Genomic DNA, 17655 nt, shown 5'->3' with positions numbered 1-17655 from the left:
ATATTGTCAAGGCTGTTTTTGTCATGACAATTTTCACAGTTGTGGCTGGATACACTCTCGCCCCATGCCTTCTTCTGCACATTCGGCGGCCGAGCCGGCCAAGGGTTCGCCGCGGTCGCTGCGTGGCCTGCTGCCGTTCCTCGCGCCCTACCGCGGCCACATCGCGCTGGCCGCCCTGTTCCTGGTGCTGGCCGCCTGCGCCACGCTGGTGTTCCCGCTCGCGCTGCGCAGCCTGATCGACAACGGCCTGGTCAGCGGCGGCACCACACCCGCGGACACGGGCGCGCGCCTGCTCGCGCTGCGCACGCACTTCTTCGAGCTGTTCGCCGTGGCGGCCGCGCTGGGCCTGTTCTCGGCCGGCCGCTACTACGTGGTCAGCTGGCTCGGCGAGCGCGTGACCTCGGACCTGCGCAACGCCGTCTACGCCCATGTGGTGCGGCAAAGCCCCGAGTTCTTCGAGACCACGCAGACCGGCGAGGTGCTGTCGCGCCTGACCGGCGACACCACGTTGGTGCAGACCGTCGTGGGCTCCTCGCTGTCGGTGGGCCTGCGCAATGCCGTGATGGGCGCAGGCGCCCTGGGCATGCTGGTCTGGTCCAACCCCTATGTGATGACGCAGGTGCTGGGCATCCTGGTGCTCGTGGTGCTGCCGACCATGTGGTTCGGCCGGCGCGTGCGCAAGCTCTCGCGCGCGAGCCAGGACCGCGTGGCCGATTCGAGCGCGATCGCGGCCGAGGTCTTGAACGCCATCCCCGTGGTGCAGAGCTACACGGCCGAGGCGCGCGAGGCCGCGCGTTTCACGCAGTCCACGCAGAACGCCTTCCATACCGCCGTGCGGCGCACCCGCGCACGCGCCGTGCTGGTGGCCTTCATCATCACGGCCACCTCGGCCGCACTGCTGTGGGGCCTGTACCAGGGCACGCAGGCCGTCATGCGGGGCGACATCTCGGCCGGGCATCTGGGCCAGACCGTGGTCTACGTGATCATCCTGGCGGGCGCCTTCGGCGCGCTCAGCGAGGTCTACGGCGACCTGCTGCGTGCGGCGGGCGCGACCGAGCGCTTGATGGAGCTGCTGCACATGCGCTCGCCGATCGCCTCGCCGGACCAGCCGGCGCTGGCGCCCGCACGCAACGGCGGCAGCCGCGTGGAATTGGCCGACGTCACCTTCCACTACCCCTCGCGCCCGGCCCAGGCCGCGCTCAGCGACTTCAGCCTGGCCGTGGCGCCAGGCGAGACCGTCGCCCTGGTGGGCGCCAGCGGGGCCGGCAAGAGCACGGTGTTCCAGCTGCTGCTGCGCTTTTACGACCAGGAACGCGGCAGCATCGCGCTGGACGGCGTGGCCACGCGCGAGATGGCGCTGGACGAACTGCGCGGCCGCATCGGCATCGTGCCGCAGGACCCGGTGCTGTTCTCCACCAGCGCGCGCGAGAACATCCGCTACGGCCGGCCTTCGGCCAGCGATGCCGAGGTCGAGGCGGCAGCCCGCGCGGCCTTCGCGCACGACTTCATCGCCGCCCTCCCCCAGGGCTACGACAGTTTCCTGGGCGAGCGCGGCGTGCGCCTGTCGGGTGGCCAGCGCCAGCGCATCGCGATCGCGCGTGCCATGCTCAAGAACGCGCCCCTGCTGCTGCTCGACGAGGCCACCAGCGCGCTCGATGCCGAGAGCGAGCGCATGGTGCAGGCCGCGCTGGAATCGGCCATGCAGGGCCGCACCACGCTGGTCATCGCGCACCGGCTGGCCACTGTGCAGCAGGCCGACCGCATCGTGGTGCTGGAACACGGCCGCATCGTTGAACAGGGCACGCACGCCGCGCTGGTGGCGGCCGGTGGCACCTATGCGCGCCTTGCGGCGCTGCAGTTCACACAATAGACGTTCATCGCCCCGGCAGCCTATGCATGATATGCATAAGGCACGAACCGGCTGCTGGCGGGCTTGGACAAGCCCGGTAGCCCACGCCTAAGCTTGCGCTCCTCGACAACAACAGGAGCCAGTCCATGGCAACCTCCTCCTCCAACCCGGCGCCCACCGCGCACCCCCTGCCCTCCTACCTGCAGGCCGACCACCTCGGCCCCTGGGGCATCTTCCTGCAGCAGGTCGACCGCGTGGAGCCCTACCTGGGCAACCTGGCGCGCTGGGTGGAGACGCTCAAGCGGCCCAAGCGCATCCTGGTCGTGGACGTACCCATCCACCTGGACGACGGCCGCATCGCCCACTTCGAGGGCTACCGCGTGCAGCACAACACCTCGCGCGGCCCGGGCAAGGGCGGCGTGCGCTTCCACCAGGACGTGACGCTGTCCGAGGTGATGGCGCTGTCGGCCTGGATGTCGATCAAGAACGCAGCTGTGAACGTGCCCTACGGCGGCGCCAAGGGCGGCATCCGCGTCGACCCCAAGACGCTGTCGCGCGGCGAGCTGGAGCGCATGACGCGCCGCTACACCAGCGAGATCGGCATCATCATCGGCCCGACCAAGGACATCCCGGCACCGGACGTCAACACCAACGAACAGGTCATGGCCTGGATGATGGACACCTACTCCATGAACCAGGGCTCGACCGCCACCGGCGTGGTGACCGGCAAGCCGGTCGACCTGGGTGGCTCGCTCGGTCGGCGCGAGGCCACCGGCCGTGGCGTGTTCACGGTGGGCGTGGAAGCGGCCAAGCGCATCGGCCTGGACGTGGCCAAGGCGGCCGTGGCCGTTCAGGGCTTCGGCAACGTGGGCGGCATCGCCGGCAAGCTGTTCGCCGAAGCCGGCGCGCGCGTGGTGGCCGTGCAGGACCACGGCGGCGCGATCTACCGCGAGGCCGGGCTCGACGTGCCCTCGCTGCTCAAGCACGTGGCCGACAAGGGCACGGTGGCGGGCTTCGAGCATGCCGAGGTGCTGGCGGCCGACAAGTTCTGGGACGTGCCCTGCGACATCATGATCCCCGCCGCGCTGGAGCAGCAGATCACCAAGGCCAACGCGCACCGCATCCAGGCCCGCATGGTCATCGAAGGCGCGAACGGCCCGACCACGCCCGAGGCCGACGACATCCTGCACGAACGCAACGTGCTGGTGCTGCCCGACGTGATCGCCAACGCCGGCGGCGTGACGGTCAGCTACTTCGAGTGGGTGCAGGACTTCAGCAGCTTCTTCTGGGACGAGGACGAGATCAACAAGCGCCTGGTGCGCGTGATGCAGCAGGCCTTCGCCGGTGTCTGGGCAGTGGCCGAGCAGCACAAGGTGAGCCTGCGCACCGCCACCTTCATCGTGGCCTGCGAGCGCATCCTGCACACACGCGAGCTGCGCGGACTGTACCCCTGACTGCAGCCCGGCCGCCCGAAGGCGGTCGCATCCTGTGCCCAACGGGCACAGGGTTCCAAGCCACTGGGCTACTGCAGAGGCTCTTTGAGAGCCTTGGGGATCGGCAAGGGCATCACGGCGATGCCCTCCTCCAGCAAGGATTCGGTTTCCTCGCGCGAGGCCTGGCCGCGGATGTTGCGTTCCGTGGTCTCGCCGTAGTGGATGCGGCGCGCCTCCTCGGCGAACCTGCCGCCCACATCTTCGGTGTTGGCCAGCACATGGCGCACCATCTTCATCCAGGCCGCCTGCAGTTGCGGGTCCACCGCTGCCACCTCGCGCTTCGGACTCTCGGCCGGCGCGCTGGCGCCCAGGTTCAGGCGCGGTGCCGACAGCTTCTTGGCCACGGCCGTGTCGCCACAGACCGGGCATTCCACGAGGCCGCGCGTCAGCTGCGACTGGAAATCGTCTTCCGAGCCGAACCAGCCTTCGAAGCCGTGGCCGTGGGCGCACTGCAGATCCAGGACTTTCATGGCCACGATTATCCGGCGCCGGTCCCATCCGGGTTCGGCTGCCAGGACAAGTCCCAGGCGCCCGCACGCCAATTCTGCAGCCACAGCGCGGCGCTCAGGGTCTTGGCGTCGGTCACCGTGCCATCGCGGCACCAGGCCAGCAACTCGTCCACGCTGGCGCTGAAGACGTCGAGGAACTCGCCTGCATCGAGATGGCGCTGCTGCAGCGCAAGGCCACGCGCAAACCAGATCTCGATGAATTCGGTGGAGTAGGAAATGACGGGGTGCAGCACACCGGCTTTGGCCCATTCACGCGCCGTGTAGCCCGTCTCTTCCAGCAGTTCGCGCCGGCCGCAGGTCCAGGTGTCCTCGCCGACGTCGAGCTTGCCGGCCGGGAACTCGACCATCACCCGGCCCATGGGGTGGCGGTACTGGCGCTCCAGCACGACACGGCCGTCGTCGAGCAAGGGCACGACCATCACGGCGCCCGGGTGCACGATGTATTCGCGCGTGTCGCTGCCGCCATCGGGCAGGCGCACGGTGTCGCGCAGCACCTGCAGGAAGCGGCCGCGCAGCAGCTCCTCGCGCTGCACGGTCTCCTCGGTCAGATGGGCGTCGCCGCTGGCCATGTCAGTGCCTATGCTTGAGCAGGTAGCGCCAGACGAAGCCGGGGAATGCCAGCGTCACGAACAATGCGGCGGTCACGGCATAGAACTCCCAGCCCTGGGGCGCGATGCGGCCCACGTTGCGCTCGAGCAGCAGGCCCAGCGCTCCGACCACCAGGTAATACACCAGCAGTTCCAGCAGGCGCCAGGCCAGGCCCTTGCCCTGCGCGAGGCGCAGCGCCAGAAACAGGCGCTGCGTGAGGAATGGCAGGTTGGCGGCCACCACGGCCGCCAGGATCACGAGCCAGACCGCCGCATCGGGCGCCAACTCAGGTGCCCAGCGTCAGGGTGATGGCCTGCACGCACAGCGCCATCAGCCCGCCCGGGACCACGCCCAGCAGCAGCACCAGGGCGCCGTTGACCGACAGCACGGCGCGCACATCCAGCGGCGCGGAGACGGTGCTGGCCGTGATTGGTGCGTCGAAGTACATGACCTTGACCACGCGCAGGTAGTAGAAGGCGCCGATCAGCGACATGATCACGGCAAAGATCGCCAGGCCGATCAGGAAGGTCTCGCCCGAGGCCACCAGGGTCTGCAGCACCGACAGCTTGGCGTAGAAGCCCACCATCGGCGGAATGCCGGCCAGCGAGAACATGCAGATCGCCATCACGGCCGCGTACAGCGGGCTGCGCTGGTTCAGGCCGGCCAGGTCGGCCACCTCGTCGCTCTCGAAGCCTTCGCGCGCCAGCAGCAGCAGCACGCCGAAGCTCGCCAGCGTGGTCAGCACATAGGTGATGACGTAGAACATGGCCGAGCTGTAGGCGTTGGCGGCCGACAGCGTGTTGCCGTTGACCACGCCGGCCAGCAGGCCCAGCAGCACGAAGCCCATCTGCGAGATGGTCGAATAGGCCAGCATGCGCTTGAGGTTGCTCTGCATCACCGCGGCCAGGTTGCCGATCAGCAGCGATGCCACGGCCAGCACGACCAGCATCTGCTGCCAGTCGATGGCGAGCGGCAGCAGGCCTTCGACCAGCAGGCGGATCACGATGGCGAAGGCGGCGAGCTTGGGCGCGCCCGCGATCATCAGCGTGACGGCCGTGGGCGCGCCGTGGTAGACGTCGGGCACCCACATGTGGAAGGGCACCACGCCGAGCTTGAAGGCCAGGCCGGACACGATGAACACCAGGCCGAACACCAGCACCTGGTGCTGCACCTGGCCCGAGGCCACGGCCTTGAACACCTCATTGATGTCCAGCGAACCGGTGGCGCCATACATCATCGACAGGCCGTACAGCAGGAAGCCCGAGGCCAGTGCGCCCAGCACGAAGTACTTCATCGCAGCCTCGCTGGCGACCGCGTTGTCGCGGCGCAGCGCCACGAGCGCGTAGCTCGACAGCGTGAGCAGTTCCAGGCCCATGTAGATGACCAGGAAGTTGCCGCCCGAGATCATCACCGACATGCCCAGCAGCGCGAACATCGACAGCGTGAACAGCTCTCCGCCGCGCAGCATGCCGCGGTCGGCCGAGTAGGGGCGACCATAGACCAGCGTGACCATCACGGCCACGGTGGCAAAGCACTTGAGCCAGTTGCCCATGGGGTCGCTGACCACCATGCCGCCGAAGCCGTACAGGGTGGTGTTACCCGACGCGTAGGTGCCGTGCAGCACGGCGACGACGGCCAGGCTCAGCAGCGTGAGCACGTAGGTGGCGGTGCGGCGCGGGCTCTTGACCGCGAGGTCGACCAGCGCGATCACGCAGGCCATGACCAGCAGCACGATTTCCGGGTAAACGGTGATCCAGCTGATTTTGTCCATAACTTTTCTTCTCTCGCCCCGCTCAGTTCAGCTTGGACACAGCCACGTGCTTGAGCAGCTCGGCCACCGACACGTCCATCACGTCGGTGAAGGGCTTGGGATAGATGCCCATGGCCAGCACCGCGATCGCCAGCAGCGCCAGCATCAGGAATTCGCGCGCGTTGATGTCTTCGAGTTCCTTGACGTGGTCGTTGCCCACCGGTCCCAGGTAGACGCGCTTGTACATCCACAGCGTGTAGGCCGCGCCAAAGATCAGTGCCGTGGCCGCCAGCAGGCCGAGCCAGAAATTGGCCTTGACCGCCCCCAGGATCACCATCCACTCGCCCACGAAACCGGCCGTGGCCGGCAGGCCGCAGTTGGCCATGGCGAACAGCAGCGCGAAGGCCGCGAACTTGGGCATGGTGTTGACAACGCCGCCGTAGGCCGCGATCTCACGCGAATGCACGCGGTCGTACAGCACGCCGATGCACAGGAACATCGCGCCCGACACGAAGCCGTGCGCGATCATCTGGACCAGGCCGCCGGAGACGCCCAGGTCGTTGAAGATGAAGAAGCCCAGCGTGACGAAGCCCATGTGGGCCACCGACGAGTACGCCACCAGCTTCTTCATGTCCTGCTGCACCATCGCGACCAGGCCGACGTAGACCACGGCGATCAGCGACAGCGCCACCATGAGCCAGGCCCATTCGTGCGCGGCGTCGGGCGCGATCGGCATCGAGAAGCGCAGGAAGCCGTAGGCACCCAGCTTCAGCATGATCGCCGCCAGCACGGCCGAGCCGCCGGTGGGCGCTTCCACGTGCACGTCGGGCAGCCAGGTGTGGACCGGCCACATCGGCACCTTGACGGCGAAGGCCGCGAAGAAGCCGAAGAACAGCAGCGTCTGCGCATTGCGCGCCAGCGGCAGGTCGTGCCAGGTCTGGATGTCGAAGCTGCCGCCCGAGTGCACGTACAGGTAGATCAGCGCAATCAGCAGCAGCAGCGAGCCCAGCAGCGTGTACAGGAAGAACTTGAAGGCCGCGTAGATCTTGTTCGGGCCGCCCCAGATGCCGATGATCAGGTACATCGGGATCAGCGTGGCCTCGAAGAACACGTAGAACAGCAGGCCGTCCAGCGCCGAGAACACGCCGATCATGAGACCGGACAGGATCAGGAACGCGCCCATGTACTGGTTCACACGTGTGGTGATGGCTTCCCAGCCGGCGATCACGACGATCACCGTGATGAAGGCCGTCAGCGGCACGAACCAGAACGAGATGCCGTCCAGGCCCAGGTGGTAGTGCACATTGAAGCGCGCAATCCAGGGCGCCTTCTCGACGAACTGCATGGCAGCCGTCGCGTTGTCGAAACCGCTGTACAGCGGCAGCGTGACCAGCAGGCTGATGATGGCGCCCAGCAGCGCCAACCAGCGCACGGCGCGCGCGTGCTCATCCCTGCCCAGGGCCAGCAGCACGGCGCCGAAGAAGATCGGCGTCCAGATCGCAAGGCTCAACAAACCCATTTTTGTTCTTCTCCCTCAGCCTTATTTGTTGAACCAGACGAAGTACGTCATCAGCACGAAGATGCCGAGGATCATGACCAGCGCGTAGTGGTAGATGAAGCCGGTCTGCACGCGGCGCACGACGCCGGCAACCCAGCCCACGAGCTTCCACGAGCCGTTCACCACGGCGCCATCGATGATGGCCTGGTCGCCGCCCTTCCACAGGCCGTAGCCCAGGGCACGGGCGCCGCGCGCCAGGATGTTCTCGTTGATCCAGTCCAGGTAGTACTTGTTTTCCAGCAGCGTGTAGATCGGCATGCAGGCACGCTTGATGGCCGCCGGCAGTGCCGGGTTGACCATGTACATGTAGTAGGACAGCGCGACACCGGCCAGCGCCAGCCAGAATGGCGCGGTCTGCAGGCCGTGCAGGGCCATGGCGACGGGGCCGTGGTACTCCTCGGCCAATTCGGCCATGGCGTGGTGGATCTGGCCGTTGACGAAGATCGAATCCTTGAAGAACTCGCCGAACAGCATCGGGCCGATGGTCAGGTAGCCGATGATGACCGAAGGGATGGCCAGCAGCACCAGCGGCGCCGTGACGACCCAGGGCGACTCGTGCGGACCGTGGCCGTGGCCATGGTCGTCGTGCCCGTGGTGGTCGTCATGGTGCGCGTCGGGGTTCTGGTCGTAGCGCTCCTTGCCGTGGAAGACCAGGAAGTACATGCGGAACGAGTAGAACGCCGTGACGAACACGCCGGCCATGACCGCGAACTGCGCGAAACCGGCACCGGGCAGGTGGCTGGCGTGCGTGGCGATGATGATGCTGTCCTTGGAATAGAAACCCGAGAACAGCGGCGTGCCGATCAGTGCCAGCGAGCCCAGCAGCGAGGTGATCCAGGTGATGGGCATGTACTTGCGCACGCCGCCCATCCAACGGATGTCCTGGTTGTGGTGCATGCCCATGATGACCGAGCCGGCACCGAGGAACAGCAGCGCCTTGAAGAAGGCGTGCGTCATCAGGTGGAACACCGCGACCGAGTAGGCCGAGGCGCCCAGCGCCACCGTCATGTAGCCCAGCTGCGACAGCGTGGAATAGGCCACCACACGCTTGATGTCGTTCTGGATGATGCCCAGGAAACCCATGAACAGCGCCGTGATGGAACCGATCACGAGGATGAAGTTCAGCGCGGTGTCCGACAGTTCGAACAGCGGCGACATGCGCGCGACCATGAAGATGCCGGCCGTCACCATGGTGGCGGCGTGGATCAGCGCGGAGATCGGCGTGGGACCTTCCATCGAGTCGGGCAGCCAGACGTGCAGCGGGAACTGCGCGCTCTTGCCCATGGCGCCGATGAACAGGCAGATGCAGATGACGGTGACCAGCATCCAGTCGGTGCCGGGGAAGCCCAGCTTGCCGATGGCGTCGGCCTGGCCAAAGATCTCGGTGTAGTTCAGCGTACCGGCGTAGGCGGCGATCAGGCCGATGCCCAGGATGAAGCCGAAGTCGCCGACCCGGTTGACCAGGAAGGCCTTCATGTTGGCGAAGATGGCCGTCGGCTTGTTGAACCAGAAACCGATCAGCAGGTAGGACACCAGGCCCACGGCTTCCCAGCCGAAGAACAGCTGCAGCATGTTGTTGCTCATCACGAGCATCAGCATGGAGAAGGTGAACAGCGAGATGTAGGCGAAGAAGCGGTTGTAGCCGGCGTCCTCTTCCATGTAGCCGATGGTGTAGATGTGCACCATCAGCGAGACGAAGGTCACGACGACCATCATCATGGCCGTGAGGCCGTCGACCAGGAAGCCGACTTCCATCTTGAGCTGGCCGACCACCATCCAGGTGTAGAGGGTCTCGTTGAAGCGGGCACCGTCCAGCGCGACGCTCTTGAGCGTCATCGCCGCGATCACGAAGGCGACGAAGACGCCGAGGATGGTCAACGAGTGCGACAGGCGGCGGCCGATCTTGTTACCACCGAAGGCGGTGCCGAAGATGCCGGCCAGCGCGGAGCCGACCAGCGGCGCCAAGGGGACGGCCAATAGCGTGGAGGCCGAGAGTGTTTGGCTCATGTTGTTGTTCTCAGCCCTTGAGCGTGTTGAGTTCGTCCACGTTGATGCTGGAGCGGTTGCGGAACAACAGCACCAGGATCGCCAAGCCGATGGCGGACTCGGCGGCCGCCACGGTCAGGATGAAGAACACGAAGATCTGCCCATGCATGTCGTTCAGGTAGTACGAGAACGCCACGAAGTTCATGTTGACCGCCAGCAGCATCAGCTCGATGGCCATCAGCAGCACGATCAGGTTCTTGCGGTTCAGGAAGATGCCGATCACCGACAGCGCGAACAGCATCGCGCCCAGCGACAGGAAGTGTCCAAGACTGAGCGTCATGCCTTCTTCTCCTCGGCTGCAGCCGGTGCGGGCGGTGGGGGCGCGGGGCGCGTGGCGTCGACCTTGACCAGCGCAACACGCTCGGCGGCACGCACGCGGACCTGGTCTTCAGGACGGACGTTGCGGGTGTCCTTGCGGCCGCGCAGCGTCAGCGCGATGGCGGCGATCATGGCCACCAGCAAAATGCAGGCCGCCACCTGGACCGGGTACAGGTACTCGGTGTACAGCAGGATGCCGAGCGCCTTGGTGTTGGACATCTGCGTGGCGGCCTGGGCGGCGGCACCGGCCAGGTTGCGCGATTCGTCGGTGGCGCGGAAGCCGCCCATCAGGATCCACGCCATTTCGAGCGCGATGACCAGGCCGAACAGCATGGCGAACCAGAAGTGCCTGCGCAGCGTTCTACCGAGTGAGGCGACGTCCACGTCCAGCATCATCACGACGAACAGGAACAGCACGAGCACCGCTCCCAGGTAGACCAGCACCAGCACGATGGCCAGGAACTCGGCCTGCAGCAGCAGCCAGATCGCAGAAGCCTGCGAGAACGCGAGGATCAGGTACAGCACGGCGTGTACCGGATTGCGCGCTGTGATCACCCGGAATGCCGCGAACAGCAGCACGAGCGAAAACAGATAGAAGAAGCCTGTCTTGACGTCCATTTTTTTCTTCGGGGCGCCTGGCCGTTAACGGTACGGGGCGTCGGCTGCCTTGGCGGCCGAGATTTCTTTTTCGTAGCGGTCGCCCACGGCCAGCAGCATGTCCTTGGTGAAGTACAGGTCGCCGCGCTTTTCGCCGTGGTATTCGAGGATGTGGGTCTCGACGATGGAATCGACCGGGCAGCTCTCTTCGCAGAAGCCGCAGAAGATGCACTTGGTCAGGTCGATGTCGTAGCGCGTGGTGCGGCGCGAACCGTCGTCGCGCACGTCGGACTCGATCGTGATCGCCATGGCGGGGCACACGGCCTCGCACAGCTTGCAGGCGATGCAGCGCTCTTCGCCGTTCTCGTAGCGGCGCAGTGCGTGCAGGCCGCGGAAGCGCGGCGACAGCGGGGTCTTCTCCTCGGGGAACTGCACGGTCACCTTGCGCTTGAACGCGTAGCGGCCGGTCAGCACCATGCCCTTGAAGAGCTCGGCGAGCATGAAGCTCTTGAGGAAATCCTTGACCGAGAAGCCAGAGGAAGCGGTAGCGGTGGTCATCGTGGGGTCTCCGCCTTATTTCCAGATGTTCCAGGACGTCTGCATCCAGCCACCGACCAGCAGCAGCCACACCAGCGTGACGGGAATGAAGATCTTCCAGCCCAGACGCATGATCTGGTCGTAGCGGAAGCGCGGGAAGGTGCCGCGGATCCAGATGAACAGCGAGAGCACGAAGAAGGTCTTCAGGCCCAGCCAGATCCAGCCCGGAATGAAGTCCAGGAAGCCGATGGGCGACAGCCAGCCGCCCAGGAACATCAGCACCGCGAGGATGGAGACCAGCCACATGCTGGCGTACTCGGCCAGGAAGAAGATGGCGAAGCCCATGCCCGAGTACTCGACCATGTGGCCGGCCACGATCTCGGCCTCGCCTTCGACCACGTCGAAGGGGTGGCGGTTGGTTTCGGCCACGCCAGAGATCAGGTAGACCACGAACACCGGCAGCAGCGGCAGCCAGTTCCAGGACAAAAAGCCCAGGCCCATGTTGGCGCCCATGCCCTTGGCCTGCGCGGCAACGATCTCGCCCAGGTGCAGGCTGCCCGACACCATGATCACGATCACGAGGCAAAAGCCCATCGCGATTTCATAGCTCACCATCTGGGCCGAGGCGCGCAGCGCGCCCAGGAAGGCGTACTTCGAGTTCGAGGCCCAGCCCGCGATGATCACGCCATAGACCTCGATCGAGGTGATGGCCATGATCAGCAGCAGACCGGCGTTGACGTTGGCGATCACGGCCTCGGGGCCGAAGGGCACGGCCACCCAGGCCGCCAGCGCCGGCATGATGGCCATGATGGGGCCGAGACGGAACAGGCCCGAGCTCGCGGCGGACGGGTTGATCAGTTCCTTGGTCAGCAGCTTGAGCGCGTCGGCGATCGGCTGCAGCAGGCCCAGCGGGCCCACGCGGTTGGGACCGTGGCGGACCTGGATCCAGCCCAGGAACTTGCGCTCCCACAGCGTGGCATAGGCGACCGCGCCCAGCAGGGGCAGCAGCACGCAGAGGATCTTGATCATGCCCCAGACCACGGGCCAGATGCCGCCGGTCCACCAGCTGGCTGCGACCAGGCCTTGGCCGAAACCGTAGATGCTGTCGATCATGCTGCGCTCGCTCCCTGGGCTTGCCGCGCATCCGCGGTCAACTGCAAGGACGTGGCCCGGCGCACCAGGCTGTCCAACTGGTAAATGCTGGCGACCGCGGGCGCCGCGACGGCAGCCACGGGGGCCACGGCAGCGCGGGTCGCGTTCGACAGGCGGTCGGCCGGCACGTGGGTGCCACCGTCGGCCTGCACCAGGCCCAGGCTGGCCAGCACGTCCTGCGAGGACTCCTGGGCAAAGCCCGGCAGGCCCAGCATGTTGCCGAGCACGCGGATCACCTTCCAGGCCGGACGCGTCTCGCCGAGCGGGCGCACGACGGCGTGGAAGCTCTGCACGCGGCCTTCGGCGTTGGCGAAGCTGCCCGAGGTCTCGGTGAATGGGGCGATCGGCAGCAGCACGTCGGAGAAGGCCATGTTGGCCTTGAACGGGCTCAGCGTGACGACCATCTCGGCCGCGTCGAGTGCCGCGGCGGCGCTGGCGCCAGCCGCGGAATCGAACTCGGGCTCGTTGTTGAGCAGCAGCACGGCCTTGAGGCCACCGGCCAGCATCTGGGCGGCGTTGCGGCCATCGGCCTTGGGCTGGGCGCCGACGAACTGGGCACCCACGGTGTTGGCCGCTTCGGTCAGGTAGCCGAAGCTGGCACCGGTCTGCTCGGCGATCCACTGCGCCAGCGCCAGCAGGCTGGCGGCCTGGGCGTGGTGCGCAGCGGCATTGCCCAGCAGCACGGCCTTGCGGTCACCGGACAGCAGCGACTTGGCGACGGTCTGTGCGGCTTCGTGCGCCTGGCCTGCGGCAGGGGCGGCGACGCCCTTCTCGGCGCCGATGGCAGTGGCCACATCGGCCAAAGCCTGCAGCCAGTCGCCGGCTTCGGCCTTGAGCGTGGCGCCCAGCGTCATGGCCCAGGCGTCGGCATCGGCCAGCTGGCTGCACGAGGCGATGGCGTGCACCTTGGCGCCCTTGCGCGCGGCTTGGCGGATGCGCTGCGCGAACAGCGGGTGGTCCTTGCGCAGGTTGGAACCCACGACCAGCACGCGCTGCAGCGTGGACAGCGCCGTGATCGGCATGCCCAGCCAGCGCACGCCTTCGGCAGGCGCGAATTCGGCATGGCGCAGACGGTGGTCGATGTTGTCGCTGCCCAGGCCGCGCACCAGGGCGCCGGCCAGGCTCAGCTCTTCCAGCGTGCTGTGCGGGCTGGCCAGCAGGCCGATGCTGGACGCACCATGGTCGGCCTTGATCTGCTTCAGGCCATTCGCCACGTATTCCAGCGCGGTCTGCCAGTCCACGGTCTGCCACTGGCCGCCCTGCTTGAGCATGGGCTGGGTCAGGCGCTCGTCGCTGTTCAGCGATTCGTAGGAAAAGCGGTCGCGGTCGGCGATCCAACACTCGTTGACGGCCTCGTTCTCGAGCGGCACGACACGCATGACCTTGTGGTTCTTGACCTGCACGATCAGATTGGCACCGGTGGAATCGTGCGGGCTCACGCTCTTGCGGCGCGACAGCTCCCAGGTGCGGGCGCTGTAGCGGAAGGGCTTGCTCGTGAGCGCACCGACCGGGCAGATGTCGATCATGTTGCCCGACAGCTCGGAGTCCACGGTCTCGCCCGTGATGGTCGTGATCTCGGAGTGCTCGCCCCGGTGGATCATGCCCAGTTCCATGATGCCGGCCACTTCCTGGCCGAAGCGCACGCAGCGCGTGCAATGGATGCAGCGGCTCATCTCCTCCATGGAGATCAGCGGGCCCACGTCCTTGTGGAACACCACGCGCTTTTCTTCGACGTAGCGCGAAGACGAACCGCCGTAGCCCACGGCCAGATCCTGCAGCTGGCACTCGCCGCCCTGGTCGCAGATCGGGCAATCCAGCGGGTGGTTGATGAGCAGGAACTCCATGACCGACTTCTGCGCCTTCAGCGCCTTGTCGCTCTTGGTGTGGACGATCATGCCCTGCGTGACCGGGGTGGCGCAGGCCGGCATGGGCTTGGGCGCCTTCTCCACGTCCACCAGGCACATGCGGCAGTTGGCCGCGATGGACAGTTTCTTGTGGTAGCAGAAGTGCGGGATGTAGGTCCCGGCCTTGTCGGCCGCATGCATGACCATGCTGCCTTCGGCGATCTCGACCTTCTTGCCGTCGACTTGGATTTCAACCATATCGGGTGCTTCTCGTTCAGGCCTGCGCCGTCGCGGGTTTCTTGCACATGGCCTCGAATTCGTGGCGGAAGTGCTTGATCATGGCGCGCACGGGCATGGCCGCGGCGTCACCGAGCGCGCAGATCGTGCGGCCCTGGATGTTGTCTGCGATGGAGTTGAGCAGGTCCATGTCGCTGGACTGCCCTGCCCCACGGTGCACCTTGTCCACCAGGCGCCAGAGCCAGCCCGTGCCTTCACGGCAGGGCGTGCACTGGCCGCAGGACTCGTGCATGTAGAAGTACGACAGGCGCTTGAGCGACTCGACCATGCAGCGCGTGTCGTCCATCACGATCAGTGCGCCCGAGCCCAGCATGGAGCCGGCCTTGGCGATGGAGTCGTAGTCCATCGTGCACTCGTTCATGATCGCGGCCGGCAGCACCGGCGAGGACGATCCGCCCGGGATCACGGCCTTGAGCGTGCGGCCTTTGCGCACGCCACCGGCCAGCTCCAACAGCTTGGTGAACGGCGTGCCCATCGGAATCTCGTAGTTGCCCGGCAGCTCGACGTCGCCCGAGACCGAGAAGATCTTGGTGCCGCCGTTGTTGGGCTTGCCGCATTCGAGGTAGGCGGCCCCGCCATTGCGGATGATCCACGGCACCGCCGCGAAGGTCTCGGTGTTGTTGATCGTGGTCGGCTTGCCGTAGAGGCCGAAGCTGGCCGGGAACGGCGGCTTGAAGCGCGGCTGGCCCTTCTTGCCTTCCAGCGATTCGAGCAGCGCGGTTTCCTCGCCGCAGATGTAGGCGCCGAAACCGTGCGAGGCATGCAGCTGGAAGCTGTGCTTGCTGCCCAGGATCTCGTTGCCCAGGTAGCCGGCCGCGCGGGCTTCTTCCAGGGCTTCCTCGAAGCGTTCGTAGACCTGGAAGATCTCGCCGTGGATGTAGTTGTAGCCGACCGTGATGCCCATCGCGTAGGCCGCGATGATCATGCCCTCGATCACGATGTGCGGGTTGTACATCATGATGTCGCGGTCCTTGCAGGTCCCGGGTTCGCCCTCGTCCGAGTTGCAGACCAGGTACTTCTGCCCCGGGAACTGGCGCGGCATGAAGCTCCACTTCAGGCCGCTCGGGAAACCCGCGCCACCGCGGCCGCGCAGGGCCGATTCCTTCATGGTCGCAATGACCTGGTCCTGCGTGAGGCCCTCGCCACCGTCGGCGGCCAGGATCTTCTTCAGGGCCTGGTAGCCGCCGCGGGCTTCGTAGTCCTTCAGGCGCCAGTTGCTGCCGTTCAGATCGGCGTAGATCTGCGGGTTGATGTGGCGGCCGTGGAAGCAGGTCTGCACGCCGGTGGCGGCGAACTGCGCCAGAACTTGATCTGCGTTCATGCTTTGCCTTCCGCTGCACGCAGCCCGTCGATGAGCTGGTCGAGCTTCTCGTTGCTCATGAAGCTGCACATGGTGCGGTCGTTGACCAGCATCACGGGCGAGTCGGCGCAGGCGCCCAGGCACTCGCTCTGCTGCAGCGTGAACAGGCCGTCGGCCGTGGTCTCGCCCATCGTGATGCCGAGCTTGTGCTCCAGGTGGTGCAGCGCCTTGTAACCGTCGCGCAGCTGGCACGGCAGGTTGGTACAGACGTTCAGCTTGAACTTGCCGACCGGCTGCTGGTTGTACATGTTGTAGAAGGTCGTGACCTCGTGCACGGCGATCGTCGGCATGCCCAGCAGCTCGCCGATGATCTTCTCGTGCTCGGGGTACACGTGGCCGTGCTGCTGCTGTGCGATCGACAGACATGCCATCACGGCCGACGCGCGGCCCTCGTAGGGGTACTTGGCGATCTCGCGCGCGAAACGGTCCAGCGTCTCCTGCGACAAGGCAGGCGCCGGCGCGGCGGATGCGGAATGGGGAGCTGCTGCGCTCATCGGTCGATCTCTCCGAACACGATGTCCAAGGTGCCGATGATCGCCACGGCGTCGGCCAGCATGTGGCCGCGCGACATTTCGTCGAGCGCTGCCAGGTGCACGAAGCCGGGCGGACGGATCTTCAGGCGGTAGGGCTTGTTAGCACCGTCGCTGACGAGGTAGATGCCGAACTCGCCCTTGGGATGCTCAACGGCGGCATAGGCCTCGCCCTCGGGCACGTGGAAACCTTCGGTGAAGAGCTTGAAGTGGTGGATCAGCTCTTCCATGTTGGCCTTCATGCCCTCGCGCGAGGGCGCCGCCACCTTGTGGTTGTCGGTGATGACGGGGCCGGGGTTCACGCGCAGCCAGTCCACGCACTGCTTGATGATGCGGTTGGACTGGGCCAGCTCTTCCATGCGGACCAGGTAGCGGTCGTAGCTGTCGCCGGTCTTGCCGACCGGGATGTCGAAGTCCATGCGGTCGTAGACGTCGTAGGGCTGCTTCTTGCGCAGGTCCCAGGCGATGCCGGAGCCGCGCAGCATCGGACCCGTGAGGCCCAGGTTCAGTGCGCGGTCGGCATCCATGACACCGATGCCCACGGTGCGCTGCTTCCAGATGCGGTTGTCGGTCAGCAGTGTGTGGTACTCGCCCAAGTAGGTCGTGAAGCGCTTGGTGAAGTCGTCGATGAAGTCCAGCATGGACCCCTGACGGTTCTCGTTCATACGCGCCAGCGCCTTGGCGTTCTTGATCTTGCTGACCGTGTACTGCGGCATGGTGTCCGGCAGGTCGCGGTAGACGCCGCCCGGACGGAAGTAGGCCGCGTGCATGCGCGCGCCGGAGACGGCCTCGTACATGTCGAACAGGTCTTCGCGCTCGCGGAACGCGTAGATCAGGATGGTGGAGCTGCCGCAGTCGTTGCCGTGCGAGCCGAGCCACATCAGGTGGTTCAGCATGCGCGTGATCTCGGAGAACATCACGCGGATGTATTGCGCGCGGATCGGCACCTCGATGCCGAGCAGCTTCTCGATGGCCAGGCAGTAGGCGTGCTCGTTGCACATCATCGAGACGTAGTCCAGCCGGTCCATGTAGGGCAGCGACTGGATGAAGGTCTTGTGTTCGGCCAGCTTCTCGGTGGCGCGGTGCAGCAGCCCGATGTGCGGGTCGCAGCGTTGCACGACCTCGCCGTCGAGCTCCATCACCAGCCGCAGCACGCCGTGCGCGGCCGGGTGCTGCGGGCCGAAGTTCAGGGTGTAGTTCTTGATTTCTGCCATGGGGTGTCCGCGG

At 66.2% G+C, this 17655-nt stretch carries 16 protein-coding genes; 2 read left to right on the top strand and 14 right to left on the bottom strand.

Going from position 1 to position 17655, the window contains the following annotated elements; all coding sequences use genetic code 11:
- Nucleotides 1-64: 64 nt before the first annotated feature.
- Both ASF45_RS05670 and ASF45_RS05665 read left to right on the top strand, forming a co-directional pair.
- Nucleotides 65-1870 carry an ABC transporter transmembrane domain-containing protein gene (locus ASF45_RS05670; protein ID WP_056658302.1) on the top strand — a complete coding sequence of 602 codons (1806 nt, stop codon included), beginning with the start codon at nucleotides 65-67 and terminating at the stop codon, nucleotides 1868-1870.
- A 125-nt stretch (nucleotides 1871-1995) separates the two neighbouring features.
- A complete protein-coding gene (locus tag ASF45_RS05665; RefSeq protein WP_056658299.1) occupies nucleotides 1996-3303 on the top strand; it encodes a Glu/Leu/Phe/Val dehydrogenase in 1308 nt (435 codons plus the stop codon).
- Nucleotides 3304-3371: 68 nt separating this feature from the next.
- On the opposite strand, the gene ASF45_RS05660 is transcribed toward ASF45_RS05665, so the two are convergent.
- From ASF45_RS05660 to ASF45_RS05595, 14 genes are read right to left on the bottom strand one after another with little or no spacing between them, the layout of a single operon-like run.
- Complete coding sequence (locus tag ASF45_RS05660; protein WP_056658774.1) at nucleotides 3372-3812, bottom strand: DUF1178 family protein; 441 nt, start codon at nucleotides 3810-3812, stop codon at nucleotides 3372-3374.
- Nucleotides 3813-3820: 8 nt separating this feature from the next.
- Nucleotides 3821-4420 (bottom strand): NUDIX domain-containing protein, encoded by a 600-nt coding sequence (locus ASF45_RS05655; RefSeq protein WP_056658296.1) that lies wholly within the window; start codon nucleotides 4418-4420, stop codon nucleotides 3821-3823.
- 1 nt (nucleotide 4421) lies between these two features.
- A complete protein-coding gene (locus tag ASF45_RS05650; RefSeq protein WP_056658291.1) occupies nucleotides 4422-4724 on the bottom strand; it encodes a DUF2818 family protein in 303 nt (100 codons plus the stop codon).
- A 1-nt stretch (nucleotide 4725) separates the two neighbouring features.
- Nucleotides 4726-6210 (bottom strand): NADH-quinone oxidoreductase subunit NuoN, encoded by a 1485-nt coding sequence (nuoN, locus tag ASF45_RS05645; protein WP_056658287.1) that lies wholly within the window; start codon nucleotides 6208-6210, stop codon nucleotides 4726-4728.
- A gap of 22 nt (nucleotides 6211-6232) precedes the next feature.
- Nucleotides 6233-7708, bottom strand: a complete 1476-nt coding sequence (locus ASF45_RS05640; RefSeq protein WP_056658284.1) for an NADH-quinone oxidoreductase subunit M — start codon at nucleotides 7706-7708, stop codon at nucleotides 6233-6235.
- A 21-nt stretch (nucleotides 7709-7729) separates the two neighbouring features.
- Nucleotides 7730-9754 carry an NADH-quinone oxidoreductase subunit L gene (gene nuoL / locus ASF45_RS05635; RefSeq protein WP_056658281.1) on the bottom strand — a complete coding sequence of 675 codons (2025 nt, stop codon included), beginning with the start codon at nucleotides 9752-9754 and terminating at the stop codon, nucleotides 7730-7732.
- Between the two features lie 10 nt (nucleotides 9755-9764).
- On the bottom strand, nucleotides 9765-10073 hold the full coding sequence (nuoK, locus tag ASF45_RS05630; RefSeq protein WP_056175349.1) for an NADH-quinone oxidoreductase subunit NuoK: 309 nt from the start codon (nucleotides 10071-10073) through the stop codon (nucleotides 9765-9767).
- Nucleotides 10070-10729: an NADH-quinone oxidoreductase subunit J gene (locus tag ASF45_RS05625; protein ID WP_056658278.1), complete on the bottom strand. Its 660-nt coding sequence runs from the start codon at nucleotides 10727-10729 to the stop codon at nucleotides 10070-10072. Before ASF45_RS05625 ends, nuoK begins: the two co-directional genes overlap by 4 nt.
- Before the next feature lie 24 nt (nucleotides 10730-10753).
- Nucleotides 10754-11266 (bottom strand): NADH-quinone oxidoreductase subunit NuoI, encoded by a 513-nt coding sequence (gene nuoI, locus ASF45_RS05620; protein ID WP_056658275.1) that lies wholly within the window; start codon nucleotides 11264-11266, stop codon nucleotides 10754-10756.
- Nucleotides 11267-11281: 15 nt separating this feature from the next.
- Nucleotides 11282-12358, bottom strand: coding sequence for an NADH-quinone oxidoreductase subunit NuoH (gene nuoH / locus ASF45_RS05615; RefSeq protein WP_056658272.1), 1077 nt, complete (start codon nucleotides 12356-12358; stop codon nucleotides 11282-11284).
- Nucleotides 12355-14499, bottom strand: a complete 2145-nt coding sequence (gene nuoG, locus ASF45_RS05610) for an NADH-quinone oxidoreductase subunit NuoG (RefSeq protein WP_056658269.1) — start codon at nucleotides 14497-14499, stop codon at nucleotides 12355-12357. Before nuoG ends, nuoH begins: the two co-directional genes overlap by 4 nt.
- Nucleotides 14500-14515: 16 nt before the next feature.
- Nucleotides 14516-15859 carry an NADH-quinone oxidoreductase subunit NuoF gene (nuoF, locus tag ASF45_RS05605; RefSeq protein WP_056658267.1) on the bottom strand — a complete coding sequence of 448 codons (1344 nt, stop codon included), beginning with the start codon at nucleotides 15857-15859 and terminating at the stop codon, nucleotides 14516-14518.
- Complete coding sequence (gene nuoE / locus ASF45_RS05600; protein WP_056658263.1) at nucleotides 15856-16392, bottom strand: NAD(P)H-dependent oxidoreductase subunit E; 537 nt, start codon at nucleotides 16390-16392, stop codon at nucleotides 15856-15858. Before nuoE ends, nuoF begins: the two co-directional genes overlap by 4 nt.
- Nucleotides 16389-17642, bottom strand: coding sequence for an NADH-quinone oxidoreductase subunit D (locus ASF45_RS05595; protein WP_056658260.1), 1254 nt, complete (start codon nucleotides 17640-17642; stop codon nucleotides 16389-16391). The genes nuoE and ASF45_RS05595 overlap by 4 nt, the downstream gene beginning before the upstream one ends.
- Between the last annotated feature and the right edge of the window lie 13 nt (nucleotides 17643-17655).

Source organism: Pseudorhodoferax sp. Leaf265, from assembly GCF_001422365.1.
Taxonomy (GTDB): domain Bacteria; phylum Pseudomonadota; class Gammaproteobacteria; order Burkholderiales; family Burkholderiaceae_C; genus Pseudorhodoferax.
The sequence above is the reverse complement of the archived record's forward strand: the minus strand, read 5'-3'. Positions and strand labels throughout refer to the sequence as shown.